The organism is Streptomyces sp. AC555_RSS877, assembly GCF_019049245.1.
Lineage (GTDB): Bacteria > Actinomycetota > Actinomycetes > Streptomycetales > Streptomycetaceae > Streptomyces.
The window spans coordinates 40,245-63,744 of the sequence record NZ_JAGMUK010000015.1; the positions used below are offsets into that span (position 1 = coordinate 40,245).

General features: G+C 71.7%; 23 protein-coding genes and 1 pseudogene. 12 read left to right on the forward strand and 12 right to left on the reverse strand.

Translation table 11 applies throughout. The annotated features are described in order from the left end of the window. Positions 1-39: 39 nt before the first annotated feature. Positions 40-648 (reverse strand): RNA-binding S4 domain-containing protein, encoded by a 609-nt coding sequence (locus KUM49_RS05940; protein WP_217235634.1) that lies wholly within the window; start codon positions 646-648, stop codon positions 40-42. A gap of 135 nt (positions 649-783) precedes the next feature. Here KUM49_RS05940 and KUM49_RS05945 point away from each other — a divergent pair, with 135 nt between their 5' ends. Beyond that, positions 784-1,521, forward strand: a complete 738-nt coding sequence (locus tag KUM49_RS05945) for a uracil-DNA glycosylase (RefSeq protein ID WP_217235635.1) — start codon at positions 784-786, stop codon at positions 1,519-1,521. A gap of 129 nt (positions 1,522-1,650) precedes the next feature. Here the strand turns inward: KUM49_RS05945 and KUM49_RS05950 are convergent, their stop codons facing one another. Then, the gene (locus KUM49_RS05950) at positions 1,651-2,319 is read right to left on the reverse strand and encodes a GntR family transcriptional regulator (RefSeq protein WP_217235636.1); all 669 of its coding nucleotides are present in this window, start codon (positions 2,317-2,319) and stop codon (positions 1,651-1,653) included. A 176-nt stretch (positions 2,320-2,495) separates the two neighbouring features. Between KUM49_RS05950 and KUM49_RS05955 the strand changes: the two genes are divergently transcribed. After that, positions 2,496-3,974 (forward strand): NCS1 family nucleobase:cation symporter-1, encoded by a 1,479-nt coding sequence (locus tag KUM49_RS05955; protein WP_217235637.1) that lies wholly within the window; start codon positions 2,496-2,498, stop codon positions 3,972-3,974. A gap of 5 nt (positions 3,975-3,979) precedes the next feature. Then, entirely contained in the window at positions 3,980-4,705 is a 726-nt protein-coding gene (locus KUM49_RS05960) for an aspartate/glutamate racemase family protein (protein ID WP_217235638.1), read from the forward strand. Between the two features lie 28 nt (positions 4,706-4,733). On the opposite strand, the gene KUM49_RS05965 is transcribed toward KUM49_RS05960, so the two are convergent. Next, positions 4,734-5,201, reverse strand: a complete 468-nt coding sequence (locus KUM49_RS05965) for a GNAT family N-acetyltransferase (protein WP_308406555.1) — start codon at positions 5,199-5,201, stop codon at positions 4,734-4,736. Then, on the reverse strand, positions 5,198-5,638 hold the full coding sequence (locus KUM49_RS05970; RefSeq protein WP_217235864.1) for a RidA family protein: 441 nt from the start codon (positions 5,636-5,638) through the stop codon (positions 5,198-5,200). Before KUM49_RS05970 ends, KUM49_RS05965 begins: the two co-directional genes overlap by 4 nt. Positions 5,639-6,173: 535 nt before the next feature. Between KUM49_RS05970 and KUM49_RS05975 the strand changes: the two genes are divergently transcribed. From KUM49_RS05975 to KUM49_RS05995, 5 genes and pseudogenes are all read left to right on the forward strand, one after another. Continuing rightward, a complete protein-coding gene (locus KUM49_RS05975) occupies positions 6,174-6,935 on the forward strand; it encodes a nucleotidyltransferase domain-containing protein (RefSeq protein ID WP_217235639.1) in 762 nt (253 codons plus the stop codon). A 213-nt stretch (positions 6,936-7,148) separates the two neighbouring features. After that, positions 7,149-9,092 carry an FUSC family protein gene (locus tag KUM49_RS05980; protein ID WP_217235640.1) on the forward strand — a complete coding sequence of 648 codons (1,944 nt, stop codon included), beginning with the start codon at positions 7,149-7,151 and terminating at the stop codon, positions 9,090-9,092. A 103-nt stretch (positions 9,093-9,195) separates the two neighbouring features. Then, complete coding sequence (locus KUM49_RS05985; RefSeq protein WP_217235641.1) at positions 9,196-10,575, forward strand: amidohydrolase; 1,380 nt, start codon at positions 9,196-9,198, stop codon at positions 10,573-10,575. Positions 10,576-10,676: 101 nt separating this feature from the next. Further along, a pseudogene (locus tag KUM49_RS05990) lies at positions 10,677-11,365 on the forward strand (DUF899 domain-containing protein). 158 nt (positions 11,366-11,523) lie between these two features. Next, on the forward strand, positions 11,524-11,709 hold the full coding sequence (locus tag KUM49_RS05995) for a hypothetical protein (RefSeq protein ID WP_217235642.1): 186 nt from the start codon (positions 11,524-11,526) through the stop codon (positions 11,707-11,709). A 2-nt stretch (positions 11,710-11,711) separates the two neighbouring features. On the opposite strand, the gene KUM49_RS06000 is transcribed toward KUM49_RS05995, so the two are convergent. The 3 genes from KUM49_RS06000 to KUM49_RS06010 form a co-directional block, all read right to left on the reverse strand. Continuing rightward, on the reverse strand, positions 11,712-13,574 hold the full coding sequence (locus tag KUM49_RS06000) for an ABC transporter ATP-binding protein (protein ID WP_254400819.1): 1,863 nt from the start codon (positions 13,572-13,574) through the stop codon (positions 11,712-11,714). A gap of 199 nt (positions 13,575-13,773) precedes the next feature. Further along, positions 13,774-14,211, reverse strand: a complete 438-nt coding sequence (locus tag KUM49_RS06005) for a hypothetical protein (RefSeq protein ID WP_217235644.1) — start codon at positions 14,209-14,211, stop codon at positions 13,774-13,776. Then, positions 14,208-14,981, reverse strand: a complete 774-nt coding sequence (locus KUM49_RS06010) for an ATP-binding protein (RefSeq protein ID WP_217235645.1) — start codon at positions 14,979-14,981, stop codon at positions 14,208-14,210. Before KUM49_RS06010 ends, KUM49_RS06005 begins: the two co-directional genes overlap by 4 nt. Before the next feature lie 259 nt (positions 14,982-15,240). Between KUM49_RS06010 and KUM49_RS06015 the strand changes: the two genes are divergently transcribed. The 3 genes from KUM49_RS06015 (at position 15,241) to KUM49_RS06025 (ending at position 17,237) form a co-directional block, all read left to right on the forward strand. Beyond that, the gene (locus KUM49_RS06015; protein ID WP_217235646.1) at positions 15,241-16,101 is read left to right on the forward strand and encodes a helix-turn-helix transcriptional regulator; all 861 of its coding nucleotides are present in this window, start codon (positions 15,241-15,243) and stop codon (positions 16,099-16,101) included. Then, the gene (locus tag KUM49_RS06020; protein WP_210575902.1) at positions 16,102-16,356 is read left to right on the forward strand and encodes a DUF397 domain-containing protein; all 255 of its coding nucleotides are present in this window, start codon (positions 16,102-16,104) and stop codon (positions 16,354-16,356) included. A 92-nt stretch (positions 16,357-16,448) separates the two neighbouring features. Beyond that, positions 16,449-17,237: an SAM-dependent methyltransferase gene (locus KUM49_RS06025; RefSeq protein ID WP_254400797.1), complete on the forward strand. Its 789-nt coding sequence runs from the start codon at positions 16,449-16,451 to the stop codon at positions 17,235-17,237. A 26-nt stretch (positions 17,238-17,263) separates the two neighbouring features. On the opposite strand, the gene KUM49_RS48060 is transcribed toward KUM49_RS06025, so the two are convergent. Both KUM49_RS48060 and KUM49_RS06035 read right to left on the reverse strand, forming a co-directional pair. After that, positions 17,264-17,719, reverse strand: coding sequence for a hypothetical protein (locus KUM49_RS48060; protein ID WP_254400798.1), 456 nt, complete (start codon positions 17,717-17,719; stop codon positions 17,264-17,266). A gap of 522 nt (positions 17,720-18,241) precedes the next feature. Continuing rightward, on the reverse strand, positions 18,242-19,675 hold the full coding sequence (locus tag KUM49_RS06035; protein WP_217235648.1) for a PLP-dependent aminotransferase family protein: 1,434 nt from the start codon (positions 19,673-19,675) through the stop codon (positions 18,242-18,244). 40 nt (positions 19,676-19,715) lie between these two features. Here KUM49_RS06035 and KUM49_RS06040 point away from each other — a divergent pair, with 40 nt between their 5' ends. Continuing rightward, positions 19,716-20,300 carry a carboxymuconolactone decarboxylase family protein gene (locus KUM49_RS06040; protein WP_374200133.1) on the forward strand — a complete coding sequence of 195 codons (585 nt, stop codon included), beginning with the start codon at positions 19,716-19,718 and terminating at the stop codon, positions 20,298-20,300. Between the two features lie 71 nt (positions 20,301-20,371). On the opposite strand, the gene KUM49_RS06045 is transcribed toward KUM49_RS06040, so the two are convergent. From KUM49_RS06045 to KUM49_RS06055, 3 genes are all read right to left on the reverse strand, one after another. After that, positions 20,372-21,859: a glutamate synthase subunit beta gene (locus tag KUM49_RS06045; protein ID WP_217235649.1), complete on the reverse strand. Its 1,488-nt coding sequence runs from the start codon at positions 21,857-21,859 to the stop codon at positions 20,372-20,374. Positions 21,860-22,101: 242 nt separating this feature from the next. Beyond that, positions 22,102-22,581 (reverse strand): DUF1772 domain-containing protein, encoded by a 480-nt coding sequence (locus KUM49_RS06050; RefSeq protein WP_217235650.1) that lies wholly within the window; start codon positions 22,579-22,581, stop codon positions 22,102-22,104. 162 nt (positions 22,582-22,743) lie between these two features. Next, a complete protein-coding gene (locus KUM49_RS06055; protein ID WP_217235651.1) occupies positions 22,744-23,472 on the reverse strand; it encodes a DUF2293 domain-containing protein in 729 nt (242 codons plus the stop codon). Positions 23,473-23,500 lie beyond the last annotated feature (28 nt).

The window sequence follows — 23,500 nt, forward strand, 5'->3', positions numbered from 1 at the left end:
TCACCGGCCTGTCGGTGGGGGCAGTGGTCCCCCTGAAGGTCAGTGGTCCTCCGGGGGGTCTCCCAGCAGTCCGCGCAGGCGTTCCAGCTCACGGCGGTCACGCTTGGTCGGGCGGCCCGTGCCGCGGTCGCGGATGCCGGCGGGGGCGATGGCCTCGCGGGGCGGGGGCGGAGGGCTGTTGTCGATGTAGCACTGGGCGGCCACGGGGGCTCCGACGCGCTTGCGGATCAGACGCTTGACGAAGACGACCCGCTCCCAGCCCTCCTGGCGTACGCGCACTTCGTCGCCGACCTTCACGGAGTACGCGGGCTTCACGCGCTCGCCGTTCACCCGGATGTGCCCGCCCCGGCAGGCGGTGGCTGCCATCGAACGCGTCTTGACCAGCCGGACCGACCAGACCCAGCTGTCGAGGCGCACGGTCTCGCCGCTCTGCGGACCGGCCGCCTCGGCGGCGGCCACCGCGGCGGCGATCTTGGGGTCCGTGTCGTCGGGGGCCGCGCCCTTGGGTTCCGCGTCCGTCGGGCCGGGCTTCTGGCCCGCCACGTCTTCGGTGTGGGGCCCGCCCGCGCCGGACCGGCCGGACCCGGCGGAACCGTCGGCCTTGTTCGTCCGGTCCGTCCTGTCGTGGTCCCTGTGCTCAGCAGCCATGCCCCCGACTTTAGTGCCCTGCGCCGGGCGGGTCGGATGGGTTTTCCCGGCCGGCCGACACCGGGGTTCGGGGTCCGGTCGGCTGCCGAGGGCGGGGCTTGCCCACGGTTCAGTACCGTTCCGTACGGTGGAGGGATGGACATCAGCGGGCTCTCCGGTCACGCGGGTCGCGTCGGGCTTGACGGCCTCGCCGGCCTTGACGAGCGGATCGCGGGCTGTCGGGCCTGTCCGCGGCTGGTCGAGTGGCGCGAGGAGGTGGCCCGCACCAAGCGCGCCGCGTTCGCCGACTGGACGTACTGGGGCCGGCCGGTACCCGGCTTCGGTCCGCCGGACGCCCGTCTGCTGATCGTCGGCCTCGCCCCGGCCGCGCACGGCGGCAACCGCACGGGCCGGATGTTCACCGGCGACCGCTCCGGGGACGTCCTGTACGAGGCGCTGTACGACGTGGGGCTCGCCTCGCAGCCCACCTCGGTCTCGGCCGACGACGGCCTGGAACTGCACGGCGTGCGCGTCACCGCGCCGGTGCACTGCGCCCCGCCCGCCAACAAACCCACCCCCGAGGAGCGGGACACCTGCCGGCCCTGGCTGCTCCAGGAGCTGAACCTGCTGCGGCCGACGCTGCGGGCCGTGGTCGTACTCGGCGCCTTCGGCTGGCAGGCCGCGCTGCCCGCGTTCACGGAGGCGGGCTGGCGGGTGCCCCGGCCACGCCCGCCCTTCGCCCACGGCACCCACGTGTCACTCGACGGCCTCGAACTCTTCGGCTGCTTCCACGTCAGCCAGCGCAACACCTTCACCGGCCGGCTCACGCCCGTGATGCTGCGGGACGTGCTGCGCACAGCGGCGGAGGCGGCGGGGCTGCGGGCAGGGTCTTAGGAGGATCAGGGGCGCGTGAACGCCGTGGGGCGGGGGCGGTTTCTGTCGCACGGCATACGGCCGGCGGCTGTTGGACCCGGCCGCCGGGAACCGGTCCCCGTGCCGCCCTGACGACCAGTACACGGCCCGCTAGTGGAGTTCCGACGTGTCCTCGAACAACTGCCGCATCGTCGAGTGGTAGTTGGTCCGCACGTGGGCGAGCGCGTGCGCTCGTGCCCGCTCCGGGTCGCCGGAGGCGATGGCCTCGTACAACTCGCGGTGCTCCACGAGGAGTTGGGGCCACTCCTCGTTCCGTCGGGTCATCCAGCGCAGGCGGCCGGCGACCGGTTCCAGGGCGTTGATCAGCAGACTGTTGTCCGCCATCGCCACGAGGCGGTCGTGGAGGCGGCTGTTGACGTCGGTGATGGCCTCGGCGTCGCCCGCCTCGGTCGCGGCGGCCGCGAGGTCGAGGAGCGCCTGGACCTCGGCGAGGTCGTCGGGAGTCGCACGGGCCGCGGCGAGCCCGGCGGCGTAGACCTCCAGCGCCTCGCGCAGTTCGAAGAGCTCCTTGACGTCGTTCGGGGTGAGGCGGCGTACGACCGCGCGGCGCGGGGTCTCGAAGTGGACGAACCCCTCGGTGACCAGGGCTCGGATCGCCTCGCGGACCGGCACCCGGGAGACGCCGAAGCGCTCGGCCAGCTCGCGCTCCACGAGCCGGTCGCCCGGGCGGAGGCCGCCCGCGATGATCTCCTGCCGCAGCGTGGCGAGGACGCGCTCGCGCACCGCGCCGAGGGGTTCGATCTTCGTCGTGGAGCTCATGGGTCCATCCTCGCCGACTCCGGGGGTCTTTTACGGAGCGTTAACGAGGGTGACATCGGTCGGAACGGTTGACGGGAGGACCATGACCGCAGTTTGGTATACCAAACCCGCAAGCGACCGGAACAAGCGACCGGAAAGCAGTCCTCCTCCGTCCCCCGGCTCCTCATGGAGGCCCCGTGTCCCTCGCCGACCGTGCCGAAGTCACCGGCACCACAGCGTTCGTCCCCGACCCCCGGCTCACCAACGAAGACCTCGCGCCCGCCGGCAAGCGCAACTGGAAGGTCTTCGACCTCTTCGCCCTGTGGATGTCCGACGTCCACAACCTCGGCAACTACACGTTCGCCGCCGGTCTGCTCTTCCTCGGCATGAACGTCTGGCAGGTCTTCACGTCCCTGCTCGTCGGCTTCGTGATCATCTACGTCGGGATGAACATGATGGGCCGCATCGGGCAGCGCACCGGCGTCCCCTTCCCGGTCGTCAGCCGGATCGCCTTCGGCGTCTGGGGCGCCAACATCCCCGCCCTGATCAGGGCGGTCATCGCCATCATGTGGTACGGCATCCAGACCTACCTCGCCTCCGTCGCCGTCAACGTGATGCTGCTGGCGGCGTGGCCCGGCCTGGAGTCCTGGACGCACAACTCGTTCCTCGGACTCGACGCGCTCGGCTGGGTGTCGTTCGTGGCGCTGTGGCTGGTCCAGGCGGCGATCATGAGCCAGGGCATGGAATCCATCCGGAAGTTCCAGGACTTCTGCGGCCCGGCCATCTGGGTCGTGATGATCGCGCTGGCGGTCTGGATCCTGGCGAAGGCAGGCTGGACCATCTCGCTCACCAGTACCCCGCACCCGGTCTCCGTCGGCGAGCAGTGGCGCCAGTGGTTCGGCGCGGTCGGCCTGGTCCTCGCCACCTACGGCACCCTGATGCTCAACTTCTGCGACTTCTCCCGCTTCGCACCCGACTACAAGACGGTCCGGCGCGGCAACTTCTGGGGCCTGCCGGTCAACTCGACGGCCTTCGTGATCGTGTCGGTCATCGTCACGGCCGGCGCGTACGAGGTGTTCGGCAAGGAGATCACCGACCCCGCCTACCTCGTCGCCGAGATCGGGAACACCTGGGTACTGGTGCTGGGCGCGTTGACGTTCGCCATCGCCACGATGGGCGTCAACATCGTCGCCAACTTCGTCTCACCGGCGTACGACCTGGCCAACGTCTGGCCGCAGAAGATCACCTTCAAGGTCGGCGGCATGATCAGCACGGTGGTGGCGCTGCTGGTGACCCCCTGGAACCTCTTCTCCAACCCCACGGTCGTCAACTACTTCCTCGGCGGTCTCGGCGCCTTCCTCGGCCCGCTGTTCGGCGTGATCATGGTCGACTACTACTGGGTCAAGCGCGGCCGGGTCGACATCGACGAGCTGTTCAACGCACAGCCCGGCTCCCGCTACCACTACCGCAAGGGCGTCAACCCCAAGGCACTGTGGGCGTTCCTGCCCTCGGCGGCGGTCGCGGCGGTGCTCGCACTGGTGAAGACGTTCAGCGACGTCGCCCCGTACTCCTGGTTCATCGGCACGGCGCTGGCCGCCGGACTGTACGTGGCACTGTGCCGCACCGAGCGCGCCGCCGACGCCAGGGCCATGGCCCACAAGCCCCTGGAGGTCTGAGAAACGTGCGAGTCGTCGTCACCAACTGCAACACCACGCAGGAGATGACCGAGGAGATCGTACGAGGTGCCCGGGCCGCGGCAGGCCCGGGCACCACCGTGACCGGGCTGACCCCCGCCTGGGGCCCCGAGTCCGCGGAGGGCTGGCTCGACAGCTACCTCTCGGCCGCGGCGGTCATCGACCTGCTGCGCACATACGACGGTCCGCCGTACGACGCCGTGGTGATGGCCGGCTTCGGGGAGCACGGGCGGGAAGGCGTGCGCGAGCTGGTGGACGTGCCGGTCGTCGACATCACCGAGGCCGCCGCCCATCTGGCCTGCCTGCTGGGACGCAGGTACGGGGTCCTCACCACGCTGGAACGGTCGTGCGGCCAGATCGAGGACAGCCTGGAGCTCGCGGGCGTGGGCCGCAACTGCGCGGCCGTCGTCGGTACGGGGCTCAGCGTCCTCGACCTCGGGGACGGGGATCCGGAGCGCACCGAAGCGGCCTTCCTCGTGGCCGCCGAGCAGGTGCACCGGGCCGGCGCGGAGGTCCTGGTGCTGGGCTGTGCCGGAATGACGGGATTGCAGCGCACGGTGCGGGACAAGCTCGGGCTCCCGGTGGTCGACGGGGTCGCGGCGGCGGTGAAACTGGCGGAGTCGCTGGTCACGCTGGGGCTGACGACGAGCCGGGCGGGAAGCTACGCGAAACCGGTGCCGAAGAGGCGGACGTGGGGGCGGCCGACAAGGTGACCCTGACGAGCGCGACAGAAGGTGCCGTTCACGGACGCCACTCGTACCGCACATCCGGCTCGCGCTCCTCGTTCCCTGCGCCGTCCGTGAACTCGACGGCGACGAAGCCGTGTCGCTCGTAGAACCGGTGGGCGGGTTTGTTGACCTGGAAGGTCCACAGGCTCAGCCCCGCCGGGCTGCGCTCCTTGGCGAGAGCCAGGAAACGGTCACCGATGCCGCGTCCACGCCAGTCGGGGTCGAGGTAGAGCTGGGACAGCACGTTGCCGTCGAGCACCAACACCCCCACGGTCCCGACCCTGTCCGCCGCCTCGGCGACCCAGGTCTCGCGCAGCGGCACCACGACCTCCCGGAAATAGGCGCGGACCTCGTCGTCGGAGTGAGGCCTGACGACCGTCGGCAGAGCGGCGGCGAAGGAACGCAGCCAGACGTCGGCCGCGGAGGCCGCGTCCGGGGCGGCGGCACGACGCAGGCCGACGGCGGCTTCTGAGCTCCTCACAGGCGTACGTCCTCCTTCTTGTCCGAAACCGCAATCGTGTCCGGAACCGCAGCAGTCGCTGTGATCTCCACCAGCTGCCCGGTGTATCCGAGGCAGGCCACTCCGAGGAGGGTCGACGCATGCGGACCGGCACTCAGCCCGGACGCCTCGACGACCTCCCAGACGGCTGAGAGCACCGCGGGTTCGCTGCTCACGACATACACGTCGGTCGCCAGTACGTGTTGCAAGCCGCTCCCGACAGCCCGGAGTTGTTCACCGAGATTCACGATCACCTGCTCGGCCTGCCGCACCGGATCTCCCGCGCCGACCAACTCCCCCTCGGCATCGAGGGGCACCGACCCGGCCAGAAAGGCGAGCTTCGTCCCGGCCTCGACGACGGAGGCGTGGGAGTAGGTGGGCGGTGGGAACAGGGCGGGAGAGGTGACGCGCTGGATCATGACGCTCCTGGGTCGGTCGCCGGCAACTTGCCGATCATCCGGGCCTCCGGACGCGCCCGCATCCGAATTTCCCGGCGGCAGGCCCCGGCGACTCCCCACCCACGGCCGCGCGACGTCCCACGGCTGCCCACCGGACTGCTGACGCTCCTCGATCCGCTCGGCCGCGTCGACCCGTTCCAGGCGGTACAGCCGGACCTGCGGCGCGCCCCTGACCCGCGGGTCGACACTGAGCCGGTCCGGCGCCCCGAGCAGCCGGTGCACCAACCCGCCGGTCCACCCCCGCACGCGCAGCCCGGCCAACGAGACGTACCGCCGCCCGTCCTCCTCGTGCGTCCAGCGATCCACCATCGCTACCCCCCGTGCCGCCGCCCGACAGCCCCTCGCCCGTGGCTCCTCGTGACGCTCTGTGATGACAACTTCCATTGAAGCGGACCCCACTGACAATCGCCGTCCGAGGTGGCGGCGAGAGCCTGGGGGAGGCGCGCACACCATCAATCCCGTGGAGATACGGAGCACAGCTCCCTACGCTGCGGCCATGCCTTCCCACCCTGACCCCGCCTTCCTGGACGTCGTCGCCGACCTCCTCGCTGCTCTCCCCACCGTCCAGGCGGTCGCCCTCGGCGGCTCCCGGGCCCAGGGCACCCACAAGCCCGACAGCGACTGGGACTTGGCCGTCTACTACCGGGGCCCGTTCGACCCCGCCGACCTGCGCGCCCTCGGCTGGGAGGGCGAGGTCTCCGAGGTCGGAGGCTGGGGCGGTGGCGTGTTCAACGGGGGTGCGTGGCTGTCGATCGACGAGCGGCGCGTGGACGTGCACTATCGCGATCTCGACGTGGTGGAGCACGAGTTGGCGGAGGCGGAGGAGGGGCGCTTCCGGGTGGAGCCGCTGCTGTTCCATCTGGCGGGGATTCCGAGCTATCTGGTCGTGGCGGAACTGGCGATCAACCGCGTACTGCGCGGCGAGCTCCCGCGCCCTGCCGCCTATTCGGCGAAGCTGCGGGCCTCCGCCGCCGAACGCTGGCGCGGCACCGCCCTCGCCACCCTCGGGTACGCCGAGGCCAACCACGTCCCGGCGGGCCGGCTCACGGAGGTGGCCGGCGCCATCGCCACGGCCGCCGTGCAGGCCGGACACGGCGTTCTCGCGGGGCGAGGCGAGTGGGTGACGAACGAGAAGCGGTTGCTGGAGCGGGCCGGGTTGCGGGGCGTCGACGAGATCTTCGTACGGTTGCGTCCGGAGCCCGACGTGCTGGGCGGGGCTGTTGCCGACGCGGAGCGGCTCTTGACCGCACGGGCGTAGCCGGAACCCGGCCGCGCGGTCACGGGCCGACCGCGACGCGACGACAGGCATTGCGTTCATAAAGAACACGTCTCTCCGGACAACCGTCACATCCCCGAAATGCGACCGTTCCTTCCCCTCCAAGGACGCGGTCTACCGTGGACACCACAGTCCACAGCCCGGCCACCGTCGCCCGAAGGCACACCCCTGCCTCGCACAGACGACAGGAGCCCCGTGTCACGCCCCGCCGCTCTGACCCTTCCGCCCTGGCTCGCCCACGCTCTTCGCGCTCAGCGGGGGCCCGTGCCCTGGAGCGCGGTCGTGCGAGGGGCGCTGGCCTCCGGGCCCTTGCTGCTGGCGGCGGTGCTCGCCGGACGGGCCTCCCTCGGAGTGGTCGCGGCCATCGCCGCGATGCTGGCCGGGATCAACGACCGGCCCGGCAGCAGGCGGGCCTCGGTGAAGCGGCTGGGTGCGCCCGCGCTCGCGGGGGCCGCGGGACTGCTCGTCGGCACGCAGGCCGGGGAGCACGTCGGGGCCGTCACGCTGACTGTGCTCCTCACCCTGGTCGGGCTTGTCGCCGGGAGTATCAGCGCCATAGGACCCGTCGCCTCCGGGGCCGGGACACAGTTGCTCGTCGCCTCCGCCATCGGGGCCGGGATGCCGGTGCCCGAGGAGGGCTGGCTGCGGGCGCTCGCCTACCTCGCGGGCGCCGGGTGGCTGATCGGACTGCGGCTCGTTCTCCCCACGCCCGGTGCGATCGCCGGTGACTTCAGGTTCGACGGCGAGCGCGAGGCCGTCGCCGCCGTGTACGACGCCGTGGGGGAGCTGCTCGACGCCGCGGGCACCGCCGATGCCAATACGCGGCGGGCCGCCCTGACCGCCGCGCTCGATCACGCACAGGACGCCCTCGCCGGGCCCCGGCTGCGGCGGTACGCAAGCTCCTCGGCCGAGCGGCGGCTGCACGCGCAGTACGCCGCCGCGCTGCCTCTCGCCGAGGCCGCGACCGCACTGGCCTGGGCCGGGGACGCGGTGTCCGGGCGGGCTTCCGAGGGACCCCGGCGCCTCGCCGCCGCCATTCGGGACAACACGCACACTGGGCCGCTGCCCGCGCCCTCCCGTTCCGCGCCGGGGCTGCGTGCCCTCGACGACGCCCTCCTGCACGCCGCCGAGGCCTTCGACCGGGGCAAGGGGAGCGACCTGCACACGCGTCGGCGCGGGGCCGGGGACGTGCTGCGCACCGCCTTCGGTGCCGGGGGACGGGAGTACGGGCTGCGGGTCGCCCTCTGCTTCGGGGCCGGCGTGGGCGTGGCACAGGCGCTGCACCACGCCCGCTGGTACGGGGATCACACGCACTGGTACTGGCTGCCCGCCACCGCCGTGTTCCTCGTCAAGCCCGACCTCGGGCCGCTCGTCTCCCGCGTGCTGTGCCGTGCTGCCGGGACCGTCCTGGGGGCCCTCGTCTTCGCCGGATTCGCCGCGGTGCTGCTCCGGCCGGAAGGACTCATCGCGCTGGTAGCCGTCAGTGGTGCCCTGATACCCGTCGCCACGCGGCACTTCGCCGCGCAGACCGCCGTCGTCACCGTGCTCGTCCTGTCGCTCGTGATGGTGGGCGGCGAGCCGCAGGCGTCCGCCGGGCGCATCGGCGAGACCCTGCTGGCCTGCGCGATCGTACTGATCGTGGGGCACCTGCCGATGCCGGGGCAGCGGGCGGGTGGAGTGCGTGCGCGGCTTGGCGTGGCGGTGAACGCGGCGCACGCGTACCTCGCGCACGTCCTGCGCGAGTCGGACACACACCTGGTGGGCGACACCCGCACCCGTGCCGGCACCGCCCGCGCCGGCACCGCCCGCGCCGGCACCCCCCGCACCGACTCCGACGCCCGTGCCCTCCGCTGGACCCTCCGCCGCGAGGCCTACCGGACGCTCGCCGCCGCCCGCGCGGCCGTCTCCCTCGCCGGCGCCGAACTTCCCGCGCTCGCCCGGCACGCCGAGGGCGCGGACGAGGTCGCCGACACCCTCGAACAGCTCGTCGACACGACCACCGCCTGCGCCGTGCACCTCGACGACACGGGGCGCCTCACACCGGAGCACGCCGAACGCCTGGTCGCCCTGCTCGACGAACTCGCCGGTCATCGGGAACGGGTGGGCCTGCGGCCGCCGGACATCCCCCTCGCCGTGTAGGCCGCCGGGGGATCCGGGTGCCCGCACGCCACCCCGGACAGAGCGGCGACGGGATGCGCGGTTCGGCTCACGCCGGGCGACCACGGCGTCGTACGTTGGCGTGATGAGTGACTCTCCGGCCGAGTACACCGCCCGTGGCGAACCCGCCGATCTCATCGTCACCGGCTGCACCGTCCTCGTGCACGACGAGCAGGAGCGGATCGGGTTCGAGGAGGACGCCGCGATCGTCGTACGGGACAAAGTCGTGGAGTCCGTGACGAGCGCCGCCGCCGTCGAGGGTCTGCTCGCCGCCGAACGCCTCGACGCACGTGGTCAGGTCGCCCTCCCCGGTCTGGTCAACTGTCACACCCACGCCCCGATGGTCGCGCTGCGCGGGCTCGCCGAGGACCTGCCCACGGAGGAGTGGTTCAACGACGTCGTGTGGCCCGTGGAGGCGAACCTCACCCGGCGGGACGTGGAGCTGGGGGCGCTGCTCGCCTGCGCCGAGATGATCCGCGGCGGCGTCACCTGCTTCGCGGACCACTACTTCAGCATGGACGCGGTCGCCTCGGTCGTCGCCGACTGCGGGATGCGGGCCCTGCTCGGCGAGGCGTACTTCTCCTCGCAGGGTGCTCAAGGGCGCGAGGGCTCCCTGGAGTTCGCCCTACGGCACCGTGGGGGCGCCGGCGGCCGCATCACCACCGCCCTCGCCCCGCACGCCCCCTACACCGTGGACGACGCCGACCTCGCCGCCACCGCCGACCTCGCCCGCGAGCACGGCCTCCCCGTCCACATCCACGCCGCCGAGAACCGCGACCAGACCGACGCCAGCCTGGCCCGGCACGGCGTCACCCCGATCGAGGTCCTCAAGCGCACCGGGATCCTCGACACGGACGTCCTGCTCGCGCACGGCAGCGGCATCGTCGAGCGCGACCTGCCCGTCCTGGAAGGCGCCGCGGGCCGTACGGCCGTGGCCACCGCACCCCGCGGATACCTCAAGTTCGCCTGGCTCGGCACCACACCGGTGCGCGCCCTGCGCGAGATCGGCATCCCGGTCGGACTCGCCACCGACGGCGCCGCCTCCAACAACTCCCTCGACGTGTGGGAGTCGATGGCCCTCACGGCCCTGATCCAGAAGTCCACGACGGGCGACCCGCGCTGGCTGACCTCCCGGCAGGCACTGCACCACGCCACGCTGCAGAGCGCCCGGGCGGTGGGTCTCGGCGAGGCCGTCGGCAGCATCGCGCCCGGGCGACGGGCCGACATCGTCCTGGTCGACCTCACCGGCCCGCACACCCAGCCCGTGCACGACCTCGCCGCGACCCTCGTGCACAGCGCCCGCGCCTCCGACGTCCGGACGACGATCGTCGAGGGGCGGATCCTCATGCGCGACCGCGAGCTGCTGACGATCGACGTCTTTGCGGTGATGGCGGAGTTGGGGGAAAGGCTGCCCGCACTCGTCGACCGGAGTCACGGCAAGCGGATCCAGGACTACGACACCTGAGCGGCCCGGAAGAGAAATCCGAGGCGGTGATGAGTTCCGTACCGCCCCGCGGTCACCACTCGGAGCCTCCGCTCGGAACGGACCGTCGCACAGGAGGAGCCATGTCGCTTCCGGAGATCGTCTCGCGTGCCGAGTGGCGCGCGGCGCGTGCGGAGCTGCTGCAGAGGGAGAAGGCCGTCACGCGCGCGCGGGACGCGCTCAATGCCGAGCGGCGCAGGCTGCCGATGGCCGAGACGCACACGGAGTACGTCTTCGAAGGTGGCGACGGCAAGGCCACGCTGCTCGACCTCTTCGAGGGGCGCGACCAACTCGTCGTCCACCACTCATGTTCGCGCCCGAGTGGGACATCGGCTGCCTCAGCTGCTCGGGCTTTTTGGACCAGACAGGGCATCTCGCCCACCTGAAGGCACGCGGCACGACGTTCGCCGCCGTGTCGAGAGCGCCGTACCCGAAGATCCTGCCGTTCAAGGCGCGGATGGGCTGGACCGTGCCCTGGTACTCGTCGGACGCGAGCGACTTCAACCTCGACTTCGAGGTGACCCTTCTGTACGAGGGGAAACTCGTCGAGCGGCCGGGCGTCAGCTGCTTCCTGCGGGACCGGGACCGGGTCTTCCACGCCTACTCGGCGTACGAACGCGGCCTCGACGGGCTGGGCTCCACCACGAGCCTGCTGGATCTCACCGCGCTGGGACGACAGGAGGAGTGGGAGGAGCCCCAGGAGTGCGCGTCGGCTCTCGGGACGCCCGTCGGCAGTGAGCGCATCCGATATCACGATGAGTACGATGAGTGACACGAACCGTAGCGGAAGTGACCGTTTGGTAACCAGGTCCTCACGCTGCGCGCTGAATCCGTGTCAACTACGTCTCAGTCCGGCAACCGACCGAGGCTTTCGGCCTCCGGAGAGCGTTAACTCCTCACAAGTACGACGCTTTCTGGAGGTGCAGGGTGGTGAACGGGCGAACAGTGCTCGAACGCTTTCCCGCAGGTGGGCCGCGAGGCTCGTGGCCGGCGGAGGAGTTCGCGCAAGCGCGACGACTTGAAGGCATGCCCGCCGAGGTCGTGATGGACCTGGCGACGGACACCTTCCTGGTGATCGTGCGAAGTGGGGAGACGGCGGCCGACGCCGTCGCGTGAGGTCAGCCCGCCTTCGGGGCGGGCACCTTCGCCGTGAACTGCTCCGCCTGGAGCGAGTACAACTCCGCGTAGATCCCGCCGGTCGCCAGCAGTTCGTCTGGCGTCCCGGACTCCACGAGCCGCCCCTGGTCCAGCACGTGCACCAGGTCAGCGTGGCGTACGGACGCCAGCCGGTGGGTGATGAGGATGACCGTCTGGCCGGTCCCGGCCAGGGCGCGGATCTTCTCGAAGACCTCCAGCTCGGCCCGGGCGTCCAGGGCCGCGGTCGGTTCGTCCACGATCAGGATGCTGCCGCGCCGGTAGGCGGCCCGGGCGATCCCCAGCCGCTGCCACTGGCCGCCCGACAGCTCGTGCCCGCCGCTGAAGTTGCGGGCAAGGAGGGTGTCCAGGCCGCGCGGCAGGTCCGCCAGCACCTCCTCGGCCCCGGCCTCCCCGACCGCGCCCGCCACGCGTTCGTCGGTGAGCGGGACCGAGGAACGGCCGACCGCCACGTTGACGCGGGCCGTGAACGGCCACCGCTTGAAGTCCTGGGCCACCATCGCGACGCGCTCCGCGAGCAGATGCCGGTCCGCGCCCGCCGCGTCCACGTCGTCCCACAGGATCCGGCCCCGGTCGGGGGCGTACAGCCCGGCCAGCAACTTCACCAGCGTGGTCTTGCCGGATCCGTTCTCGCCGACCAGTGCGACGATCTTGCCGAGCGGGACGGTGAGCGTCACGTCGTCGAGGGCGGGGCGGGCCGCGCCACCCGGATAGGTGAAGGTGACGTTCTCGAACCGGATCTCGCGCGGATCGTCCGGCAGGGCGGCGCCGCCCACCGGAATCGCCCGCTCGGCCGCCTCGACGTAGAGCCGCTGGAGGTCGCCGACGAACAGCGCCTCCTCGTGCAGGGAGTTCATCTCCACGACCAGCGTGGCGAGGCTCTGGGAGCCGGTGCGGATGGCGATCACGGCCGTGCCCGCCACCGACAGGGCCATCGCGCCGGCCAGCAGGAGCCCGCCCAGCGTCGCGTACGTCGCCGCCGTCGCCAGACCCGTCCAGGCCGCCGCGATCAGACCCGTACGGGCCGCCAGCCGGGCCAGGCGGGCCTGCTCCGCCTCCGCCGTCTCGGACATCTCGCGGAAGTGGCGGAGCAGGAACGGGCCCACCCCGTGCACGCGGATCTCGGGAGCCGCCTCCGGCTCGATCAGCAGGGCCCCGAGCAGCCGTCCCGCGCGCGCGTGCTGCACCCAGGTGTGGAACGACTCGTAGCGGCGGCGCGCGTTCGTCAGCGCGCTCCAGGCGCTCGGCAGGGTCATCGTCACCAGCAGCGGCAGCAGCGCCGGATGCAGCACGGTCAGTACGCCCGCCGCCGCGATCAGCGAGATCATCGCGTTCACCACGCGCGTGGCGTACGAGATCATCCGCCGGGCGGACGTGGCACCGTACTGCGCGGTGTCCAGCAGCTTGTGGAAGGCGTGGTCCTCGATCGCGGACAGTTCCACGGTCGCCGCCCGCTCCAGATACCGTTCGGTCGCCACCCGCTCGACCTTGGGCTCCAGGCGCCCGGTGGCGTACGTCGACGCGGCCCGCAGCAGCGCCCCGACCAGCATCACCGAGGCCATCACGACCAGGGCGGGTACGGCACCCCGCAGCCGGTCCTCCAGAGCGCCGCCGCCGATCAGCCGGCCCAGCACGCTGTTCACCGCGAGCAGGCTCACCGCCTGGGTCAGGCCCCGGCCGACCTCGGCGGCCAGGACGGTCCGGGCGGCGCGCCGGTCGGCCTGCCAGGCGAGCCGGAAGCTGGCCGTCAGCAGGGACGGCAGGCGGGTGATCATGGCCCGGAAGTTCAGCTCCAGGAACGCGTCCGCGTGCGAGTTCCAGCCCATGTCGTAGCGCAGCGGGCCGCCGAAGAGCAGCTGCTCCGACTCGGAGACCTCGAGCTTGTCCGGGACGCCCTCACCGCGCCTGTTTCCCACCGTAGGCCTCCCGCGATCGTGGACGAACGGCCACTATCGCGGGGGCGGACACCCGAGGGGCAGGGCGTGTGCCGAAGAGACGGGAGCGCGCGGGCGCACACCCGGAGGGTTACGCGCTGACCGGCCGGGACCAGGTGGGAGTCGTGCCGGTGAGTCGGCACAGGGCCAGGAAGAGCGGTATCGGCGGGGTGTACGGAAGCGTGCCGTCCGGCTTGTGGATCAGCTCGGGGACGGCGGGCGCGTCGGGGACCGTGGCTCCGGTGGCGTACCGCGCGGGGGCGGGCCACTCCAGGGCGTAGTCCGAGTCCGCCGGAACGATCCACCACCAGTGCGTCTCGTCGGCATAGACGCATCCCATCTGCGGCAGCCGGGACCTCAGCAGCGGGCCGAGGCGGGCGGGCACCGCCACCGCGTCACAGCCCAGCGGGGCCGTCATGCCCTTCGGCAGGGGCAGGCCGCGCGGGGTTCCGGGCGTGGGCAGCGCGCGACGGAGGCGGACCAGCGTGTCCAGGCTCAGCACCTGGCCGCCGCGGGCCCCGGCCGTCACAGCCTCCCCCGATCCCGGCTCCGCTCCGTCAGGGATGTCCCCATGGCCCACGACCCGTGCGGGCGTGCCTCGGCGTCGGGCAGCGCTCGGTGGTGTGTCGTTTCTTCTTTTTCCGGCTCCGGACGTGTCGAGGGTGCGGGAGCCGCCTCGGCGGTCGTCCTGTGGTGCGCCTCCGCCGCGTCCTCCTCGCCCGAACCGCCGGACGGCCCCGGCTTCGGGCGGGCTCCCCAGCCCAGGTCGTTGCGCGGGACGTCGGCGTCGTCGCGAGGGGTGTCGCCCTTGCGCGGCAGCTCCGCCCAGACCAGCAGTCCGGGTCCGGGACCGTGCTCGTGGGCCCCCCAGCTGTGACAGAGGGCGTCGACGAGGAGCAGCCCCCTCCCCTGCTCCTCCTCGGGCCGCTGCGGGGACGAGTGCGGCTCACCCGGCGCGCAGCCCTCGTCACGTACGGCTATGCGCACGAGGTCGTCACCGTCGTGCAGCTCGCAGACCACGCTGCGGCTCGCGGTGTGCACGATGGCGTTGGTGACCAGCTCGGAGACGACCAGGGCCGCCGAGTCGCAAGTGTCCTCGCAGACCGACCAGCGGGTCAGCCGGGCCCTCGTCAGCCGTCTGGCCTGCGCGGGAGAACCCGGGTGTGCGGCCAGCTCGAAACGGAACCGGCGCGCGGCAGCGGCCCTGTCGGGGGTCACTCCCGCGGCGGCGCCCAGACCGGTGGGGCGGTCCGCAGCGGCGTCTGTTCCTAAGGGCGGGGACGGAATCACGCTTGCCACTATCGCCCCGCCGTGAACACTTGGCAAGTGTCACTCTGAAAAATGCAGAGTGCTGGGTGATGCGGTGAAGTGCCGTGGCACACTGCTCGCAACAGCACGTCGAGCGGCGCCAGTTGGGATCAGCGAAGATCCGTACAGATCTTCGAATAGGTCTTCGAATGGCGCCGTAGGGCTGTCAGCATGCTTTTGTGACCGGCCCGATCCCCTTAGTGGCCGTACTGTCGGGGCTTTCCGGTCAGGGACTTTGTGGAGGTGGAGGGTGAGCGAACCGCGGTCCGCGCCGACAGTCGGCCAGGTCGTCCTCGGTCGGCGCTTGCTGGACCTGCGCGAGCGCGCGGGCCTCAAGCGTGAGGAGGCCGCCCGTATCCTCCGCGTCGCCCCCGCCACGGTCCGCCGTATGGAGATGGCCGAGGTCGGGCTCAAGATCCCGTATCTCCAGCTGCTCCTGAAGGCCTACGGCGTCACCGACCTGGAAGCCGAGGGCTTCGTCCAACTGGCCGAGGAGGCCAACCGACCCGGATGGTGGCAGCGTTTCCACGACGTCCTGCCGGGCTGGTTCTCCATGCACGTCAGCCTGGAAGGCGCGGCCGCCCTCATCCGCCAGTATGAGCCGCACTTCGTTCCCGGCCTGCTGCAGACCGAGGACTACGCGCGCGGTGTCCTGCGGTCCGGGGCCATCGGACAGACCAGCCCCGACGACATCGAACGCCATGTCGCCCTGCGCATGCAACGCCAGGATCTGCTCACCCGTCAGGATGCCCCCCGGCTGTGGGTCGTGATGGACGAGACCGTGCTGCGCCGCCCCGTCGGGGGCCCGGAGGTGATGCGTGCCCAGATCGACAAACTGCTCGACGCCACGAAGCTGCCCAACGTCACGCTGCAGGTCGCCCCGTTCGCCAACGGGCCGCACCCCGGCACGTACGGGCCCTTCGTGCTGTTCCGATTCGCCGTGCCGGAACTCCCGGACATGGTTTACAGCGAGTACCTGACCGGCGCCGTCTACCTGGACGCGCGCTCGGAGGTGGCGACCCACCTCGAGGTCATGGACCGCATGGCGGCGCAGGCCGCTACGGCACATCGCACGAAGGAGATTCTCCGGGATCTCCGCAAGGAGTTGTGAATGGATCGCATCAAGCCGCGCCTACGCGTCTACAACGGCATGCCCGCGCGGGACTTGGGGAGCGAAGGCTGGCACAAGCCGTGGAGCGGAGGCAACGGCGGGAACTGCCTGGAGGCGATGAAGCTCGCCGACGGCCGGATCGCCGTGCGCCAGTCCACCGACCCGGACGGTCCGGCGCTGATCTACACCACGGACGAGATGACCGCGTTCATCGAGGGTGCGAAAGCGGGGGAGGCCGACTTTCTGCTGTCGTGACGTGATGGGCCGACTGCCGCTCAACTTTCTTGTCTTGATGCTCAATTGATGGATATCGATGATGTTGATGAATGTTGACGGGTGCTGAATCAATGGTCGAGATCGACACCACCAAGCCCCACCCGGCGCGCATGTACGACTGGTACCTCGGCGGCAAGGACAACTATCCCGTCGACGAGGCCACGGGCCGGCAGATGTTCACCCTCGACCCGCGTGTTCCGGTGATGGCACGAGTCAACCGGGCGTTCATGCACCGGTCCACGCGCTGGCTCGCCGAACACGGCGTACGCCAGTTCCTGGACATCGGCACCGGCATTCCCACCGAGCCGAACCTCCACCGGATCGCCCAGCGCGTGGTGCCCGACGCACGCGTCGTCTACTGCGACAACGACCCGATCGTCCTCACCCAAGCGGCGGCCCTGCTGCGCGGCACGGACGAGGGGGTGACCAGGTACCTCCAGGCCGACGTGCGGGATCCCGACGCCATCCTCGAAGGCGCCGGGAAGATCCTGGACTTCAGCCGGCCCGTCGCCCTCTCGCTCATCGCGCTGCTGCACTTCGTCTCCGACGAGGACGGCGCGCACGAGCTGGTCGGCCGGCTGCTGTCCGAACTGCCCTCCGGCAGCTATCTGGTGGTCAGCCACGCGACCGCCGACTTCACGCCCGAGGAGTCGAAGGCGGCCACGGAAAAGCTCAAGACCGCCGGCGTCACGCTGGCGCTGCGCTCCCGTGCGGAGTTCAGCCGCTTCTTCGACGGCCTCGAACTCGTCGAGCCGGGCGTCGAGGTGCCACAGCTGTGGCATCCCGAGCTGGGGGAGCCGGTCCCTGGGCAGGACGACGGGGTCATTCCCGGGTACGGGGCGGTGGGGCGCAAACCCTGACCGCGGGTCTCTCGCGACCCCAGCCCTTACAGCGAGGCCCGGATCCGGCGGGGCGCGTCCACGAGACGGCTCACCATGACCACCGGAAGCGGCGGCTGATCCGCCTTGCTGGCACTGAGGTTCAGCCCGTAGTAGATCTGCTCGATCGACGGCGGTCCGACCGCGAGGTTGCGCCGGACCGCCGTCGCGGACGACTGTTCCCGGTCTGCACGAGATATCCCCGGGGCCGGGTTGAGCAGCGCGAGCCAAGGATGGGGTGGTCTGGCGGCGCCGACCAGGCGCAGGTCGGCGGCGGCCCGTCCGCCGACCGTCGTGACCACCGGCACCGTCCGCAGCAGCCTGCGCGGCGCGCTGCCCGCGATGTCGAGCGCGGTGGCGAGCCCTCGGGCCATCGGCGCCACCCACAGGTCCTCCTCCAGCGGCTGAAGCTGCTCCGGCAGCGTCTCCGCGACCGGACCGGGCTGGGCCGCCGCGCATGTCACCGCCCCCTCCGATCGGGATCACGAAGCCGGGGAGCACCGGCAGTCCGGCGCGGGCCGCGCGGGCGAGGTTCGCGGCCTTGGATCCCGCAAGCAAAGGGAGTGCGGCGCCGGGCCGGTCCAGCGCGACGGCGGCCGGGAGGTCGGCCTCGAACAGGTCGGCACGCCCCTACCCCCGGACCCCTCGTCGAGTGTCGTCATGAGCACCCTCCAGGACCGACCGCCAACAGGAGGGACGCGCTGGGTGGCCCTGCGCCTGACGGCGGAACGAAGGATGGGACGGGCCGCCGCCGACCGGGAATCCGGATACCTCGACAGCACGCCACCTGTCCCGATGATCCCACCGCAGCTGTGGTCCGTGCAGCCCGTAAGCACACTCTTCGGGCAATGGAGAGGAAGGTGGAGAGGAGATCGGTGCAGTGGTACGACGGCCCCAGCGCGGCTCCTCCGTGGGCAGCAGCGGACGGCTCCTCCGCGGACAGGACACCGCACGGTGCCGCTCGTCCGAGGGCGGGAATCCCAGGCCTACTCGCCCGGCGGCAGCACGCCGCACAGCGCCTCCAGCGCCGCCTCGTACGCGTGTTCCGAGGGCGTCGCGTACCCCACGACCAGGCCGTCGCGGGCCGCCATGGCGGTGTCCGGGTGCCGGAACCCGGCGAGGCCGTCCAGGGCGACGCCCTGCCAGGCGGCGGCCTTGACGGTGGAGCGCTCGGTGCCGGGCGGCAGCCGCAGCACGGCGTGCAATCCGGCCGCGACACCGGTGACCTCGACGTGCGGCGCGTGAACGGCGAGCGCCGCGGCGAGCCGGTCCCGGCGGCTCCGGTACCGCTGCCGCATCCGCCGCACATGGCGGTCGTACGATCCACCGGAGACGAAGTCGGCAAGGCTCAGCTGGTCCAGGACGCTCACCCAGGCCTCCCGCTCGCCCTTGGCCGCGAGGACGCCGTCGACGTACCGCTCCGGAAGGACCATCCACCCGAGCCGCAGCGCCGGGGACAGGCTCTTGCTGACCGAGCCGACGAAGATCACGCGCTCTGGGTCGAGCCCCTGGACGGCGCCGACCGGCTTGCGGTCGTAACGGAACTCCCCGTCGTAGTCGTCCTCGACGATCACGCCTCCACGCGCGCGTGCCCAGTCGACGACGGCGGCCCGGCGCGCGGGATCCAGTGGCCCGCCGGTCGGGAACTGGTGCGCGGGCGTGAGCAGCACGGCCCGCTCCCGTCCCAGCCGCTCGACCTGCGCGCCGCGCTCGTCCAGGGGCAGCGGTACGGTCCGCACCCCGGCGGTGTCGAGAAGCTCCCGGTGGAATCCGAGCCCGTACGCCTCCACCGCCAGCGGTCCTCGCAGCACCCCGCCGCCCCCGCCCCTGTCCTGGCCGAACAACAGCCGCAGCGCGTGTGCGAAGCCGGAGCAGATCACGATGCGGCCCGGCTCGGTGCGTACGCCACGCGCGCGTGCCAGGTATTCGGTGAGCGCCTCTCGCAGTTCGACGCGGCCGGCGGGGTCGCCCGGCCCGAACACCTCGTTGGGCGCCTGCTGGAGGGCCCGCCGGTAGGAGGCGAGCCAGGCCGTGCGCGGGAACGACGACGCGTCCGGGGTGCCCTGGCGCAGGTCGTGCCGTGGTCCACGCGCGCGTGGAGGTGCCTTCCAGGGCACCCGCGCGGCGTGTCGCAGCGGTTCGGCACGCTCGGCGACCCGGGTGCCCGAGCCCTGCCGCGCGGTGAGCCATCCCTCCGCGACGAGCTCCGCGTACGCGTCCGCCACCGTGTTCCGGGCGACGTTGAGGTCGGCGGCGAGTGAGCGGTACGGCGGCAGCCGAGTCCCGGGAGCGAGCCGTCCGCTGCGCACGGCCTCCCGCAACGCCCGGATCAGCGCCGCCCGCCGCCCGCCGGGGCCGGACAGCTCCAGATGCAGGTCGGCGCCGATACGCTCGGCGGAATTGACCCACGATTCATCCATGGAAGTGCACCCTACAGCGGGTCTATCAGCTCGTAGGTTGATGCACATGACGACGAACACGATCGACACCCCGACCGCTGACAGCACGACGGCTGACGTCACGGACACCGGCAACGCGACAGCTGACGCCACGACCGTCGGCTCCGCCGCCGCGGTGGCCCAGGCGAAGGCCCGGCGGTCCCGCCTGGACTTCGCGAAGTCCGCCCCGAAGGCCTTCCGCGCCCTCGTCGGCTTCGACGCCGCCGCCCGCGAGGGCCTTGACCCCGCCCTCGTCGAGCTGATCCAGATCCGCGCCTCGCACCTCAACCACTGCGCGTACTGCCTGCACATGCACACGAACGACGCGCGCAAGGCCGGGGAGAGCGAGGACCGGCTGCACATGGTCGCCGTGTGGCGCGAGGCCCGTCACTTCTACACCGAGAAGGAACAGGCAGCCCTCGCCCTCACGGAAGCGGTGACCCTGGTCGCCGACGGCGGAGTCCCCGACGACGTCTACGCCCGGGCCGCAGCCCACTTCGACGAGGACGAACTGGCCCACGTCCTCGCCCTCATCCTCACGATCAACACCTGGAACCGGGTGGCACTGTCCACGGGCAAGGTGGCGGGCACGGACGAGCGCCGCTAGGCGTTCGGGCTCTACACGACCAGTACGAGCTCTACACGACCAGTACGAGCTCTACACGATCAGTTCGGGCTCTACACGACCATGGGCCGGTCGTATGGACCGATGGGTGCCGGCAGCCGTGAACTCCCTGTCAGGTGACGGTCGACGGCCGCCGCCACCGCCCGCCCCTCGGCGATGGCCCACACGATCAGCGACTGACCGCGCGCGGCGTCACCGGCGGCGAACACGCCGGGGACGTTGGTCGCGAAGCCCGCGTCCCGCGTGAGCGTCCCGCGCGGCTCCAGGCCCAGCCCCAACTGGTCGACGAGACCGTCGGCCCGGTCGGGCCCGGAGAAGCCGAGGGCGAGGAGCACGTGGTCGGCGGGCAGGGTCCGCCCGGTGCCCGGCACGGGCCGGCGCTGCGCGTCGACCTCGACGAGATGCAGCGACCGTACGTGTCCGTCGGCGTCCCCGGTGAAGCGGAGCGTGGACGCCGCGAACAGCCGCGCGTCCGCGTCCGCCGCCGGGGCCGTCCGCAGCACGCCGGCCTCCTCGTGCGCGGCCGACAGCCGGTAGACCTTCGGGTACGTCGGCCAGGGATCGCTGTCCTCGTCCCGCTCGGCGCCCGGCTGCGCGTAGATGTCCACCTGCGTCACGGACGCGGCCTCGTCGCGTACCGCTGTGCCCAGACAGTCGGCCCCCGTGTCACCACCGCCGACGATGACGACATGCTTCCCGGCGGCGGACATCGGCGAGACCTCAAGGTCCCCCTCGCACACCCGGTTGGCCAGCGGCAGATACTCCATCGCCTGGTGGATACCGGCCAACTCCCGTCCAGGCACGTCCAGTTCGCGCCAGGCCGTCGCTCCGGTGGCGATCACCACGGCGTCGTAGCGTGCCCGCAGCTCGGCGGCGCCGACGTCCCGTCCGACCGCGGTCGACGTACGGAAAATCGTGCCCTCGGCCCGCATCTGCTCGATCCGCCGCTCCAGATGGTGCTTCTCCATCTTGAACCCAGGGATGCCGTACCGCATCAGCCCGCCGAGCCGGTCGTCCTTCTCGTACACGGCGACCGTGTGCCCCGCCCGGGTCAGCTGCTGCGCCGCGGCGAGCCCGGTGGGCCCCGACCCGATCACCGCGACCGTCCGCCCGGACAGCCGCTCCGGCGGGCGCGGCGGCGCGAACCCGGACTCCCACGCCCGGTCGGCGACGGCGACCTCGACGTTCTTGATGGTGACCGCCGGCTGGTTGATGGCCAGCACACACCCCGTCTCGCAGGGCGCCGGGCACAACCGGCCGGTGAACTCGGGGAAGTTGTTGGTCGCGTGCAGCCGGTCGGCGGCCGCACGCCAGTCCTCACGCGACACCAGGTCGTTCCACTCGGGTATCAGGTTGCCGAGCGGACAGGCGTCGTGGCAGAAGGGGATGCCGCAGTCCATGCAGCGGTCGGCCTGCTTACTGATGATGGGCAGCAGCGCCCCGGGGACGTACACCTCGTCCCAGTCCCGGACCCGCTCCTCGACCGGCCTGCGCGGCCAGTCCTGGCGAGGCGTGGTCATGAATCCCTTGGGATCGGCCATGAGCGTCTTCCTTGCGTACGCGTGCGACGCTTGCGCGTCCGACGTGGCCGTGCGTCATCGAGCGGCACTCTTTCGGAACGCCTGCGGAATCTCCTGCGGAAGCCTTCGAACCCTCGTGCGAAACGCCGTCGGAGGCTCGCTCGATCCTCCTTCGGAGGTTCTCTCGGCCACGATACGTCCCCTCGCTCACTCGCGCAGAGCGTCGTACAGCGCCTTGTCGCCCGTCGATGGGGCGCCTGCCATCAGGTGAGAGCCAGTACGTACGCGAGGGCCGCGGCGGCCGAGGCGACCGTGCGGACGTGGTTCCACAGCGTCCACTCACGGACGTACGTCGGCCAGTACGCGGCCGCCTCCCGTGTGTCCGGATCCATCTTGGCCAGCGCGTCGTTGCGCGGCACGTTCGCCACCATGGTCAGCCCGAACACGCCGAACAGGTACAGCCCGCTGCCCACCAGCAAGTCCACCGTCCCCTCGTCCGGCCACAGCACGAAGGTCACCACCGCGATCACCGCGCACAGCACCGCCGACCCGGCGAACACGACCATGAAGGCCGGCCGCACCGCACTCACGTTGATCGCGTTCATCGCGGCGACCCCCTGTGCGGGCGGCAACGCGGCGAGCCCCCGCATCACGAACGTCGAGAACCCGCAGAAGACCCCGGCCACCAGCCCGGTCCCCAGGACACCCAGCACGGTCAGTGCGAAATACGGACCCTCGATCATCCCGACACCCACTCCCGCTCCCACATCCGGCCGGGCTTCAGCTCGGCACCGCCCGGCACCAACAGTCACCACAAGTGAATCCCCGCCCAGACCCACGAACCATGCCCGAACCGCGCGGGGGCATGCGCGAGCGTCCAGCGCTCCACCGGCGGTGCCCGCCCCTCAGCCGACCTCCGCCTCCGCCTCCGCTCCTGCCTCCGTTCCCGTCATCGCCTCCGCCCGCCACCCCCGCAGCACCGTCTCCACCCCCGCCGCGATCCGCCGTCGCGCCTCGTGCCGTGCCACCCCGCTCATCAGCAACTGGTCGTACGGCGTGTCCACATGCCGTACGGACGCCACGACGGCCGAGATCACCGCGCTGTCGGACAACGCGCGACCCGCCGCGCTCCGCCCGACCCGTCCGCTGCCCCGTGCCGAGGCATGCTCGGCGATCGCCCGCGCCCGGGCTGCCGGGCACCCCGGGAAGAGCCGCCGTATCTCCGCCGCGAAGGCGTCGGTGAACCGCATGTCCTGAGCCGTCCGCCACGCGGCGTCCCGCACCCGGCGTCTCCGACGTGCCTCCGCGTCCGCCAGACAACGTCTCTCGGCCCGGGCGAGCCCCGCCTCCTCGACGAGGACGCCTTGCCGCTCGTAACGGCCCTTGCGCCGGTTGAACCGTACGACCACCGCCGACAACGCACTCTCCTCCCGCGACCGGCGGGTGAGGGCCGTGTCGCCGCGCGGCAGGAACACCAGGTGCCCGAGATCCGCACAGTCGAGGCACCGCGGCGCACCGTCCTCCAGCACGAGCAGTGACAACGGCCCGCCGCGGCACTCCGAGCAGTGCCGTCTCCGCAACGGCTGGATGACGAGGAGCCCGTTCCCAGGCGGGGGAGTTGTGAGAGCTGCCATACGGTCTTCATGCCCGCCGCCGACGTCC

Bases quoted from the DNA above. Each gene is read 5' to 3' on its own strand.
- KUM49_RS05940 (WP_217235634.1), bottom strand. From the start codon at position 648: ATGGCTGCTGAGCACAGGGACCACGACAGGACGGACCGGACGAACAAG.
- KUM49_RS06055 (WP_217235651.1), bottom strand. From the start codon at position 23,472: ATGGCAGCTCTCACAACTCCCCCGCCTGGGAACGGGCTCCTCGTCATC.
- KUM49_RS05970 (WP_217235864.1), bottom strand. From the start codon at position 5,638: ATGATCCAGCGCGTCACCTCTCCCGCCCTGTTCCCACCGCCCACCTAC.
- KUM49_RS05975 (WP_217235639.1), top strand. From the start codon at position 6,174: ATGCCTTCCCACCCTGACCCCGCCTTCCTGGACGTCGTCGCCGACCTC.
- KUM49_RS05985 (WP_217235641.1), top strand. From the start codon at position 9,196: ATGAGTGACTCTCCGGCCGAGTACACCGCCCGTGGCGAACCCGCCGAT.
- KUM49_RS06020 (WP_210575902.1), top strand. From the start codon at position 16,102: ATGGATCGCATCAAGCCGCGCCTACGCGTCTACAACGGCATGCCCGCG.
- KUM49_RS06035 (WP_217235648.1), bottom strand. From the start codon at position 19,675: ATGGATGAATCGTGGGTCAATTCCGCCGAGCGTATCGGCGCCGACCTG.
- KUM49_RS06025 (WP_254400797.1), top strand. From the start codon at position 16,449: ATGGTCGAGATCGACACCACCAAGCCCCACCCGGCGCGCATGTACGAC.
- KUM49_RS05945 (WP_217235635.1), top strand. From the start codon at position 784: ATGGACATCAGCGGGCTCTCCGGTCACGCGGGTCGCGTCGGGCTTGAC.
- KUM49_RS06000 (WP_254400819.1), bottom strand. From the start codon at position 13,574: ATGGGCTGGAACTCGCACGCGGACGCGTTCCTGGAGCTGAACTTCCGG.
- KUM49_RS05950 (WP_217235636.1), bottom strand. From the start codon at position 2,319: ATGAGCTCCACGACGAAGATCGAACCCCTCGGCGCGGTGCGCGAGCGC.
- KUM49_RS06050 (WP_217235650.1), bottom strand. From the start codon at position 22,581: ATGATCGAGGGTCCGTATTTCGCACTGACCGTGCTGGGTGTCCTGGGG.
- KUM49_RS06040 (WP_374200133.1), top strand. From the start codon at position 19,716: ATGCACATGACGACGAACACGATCGACACCCCGACCGCTGACAGCACG.
- KUM49_RS06045 (WP_217235649.1), bottom strand. From the start codon at position 21,859: ATGGCCGATCCCAAGGGATTCATGACCACGCCTCGCCAGGACTGGCCG.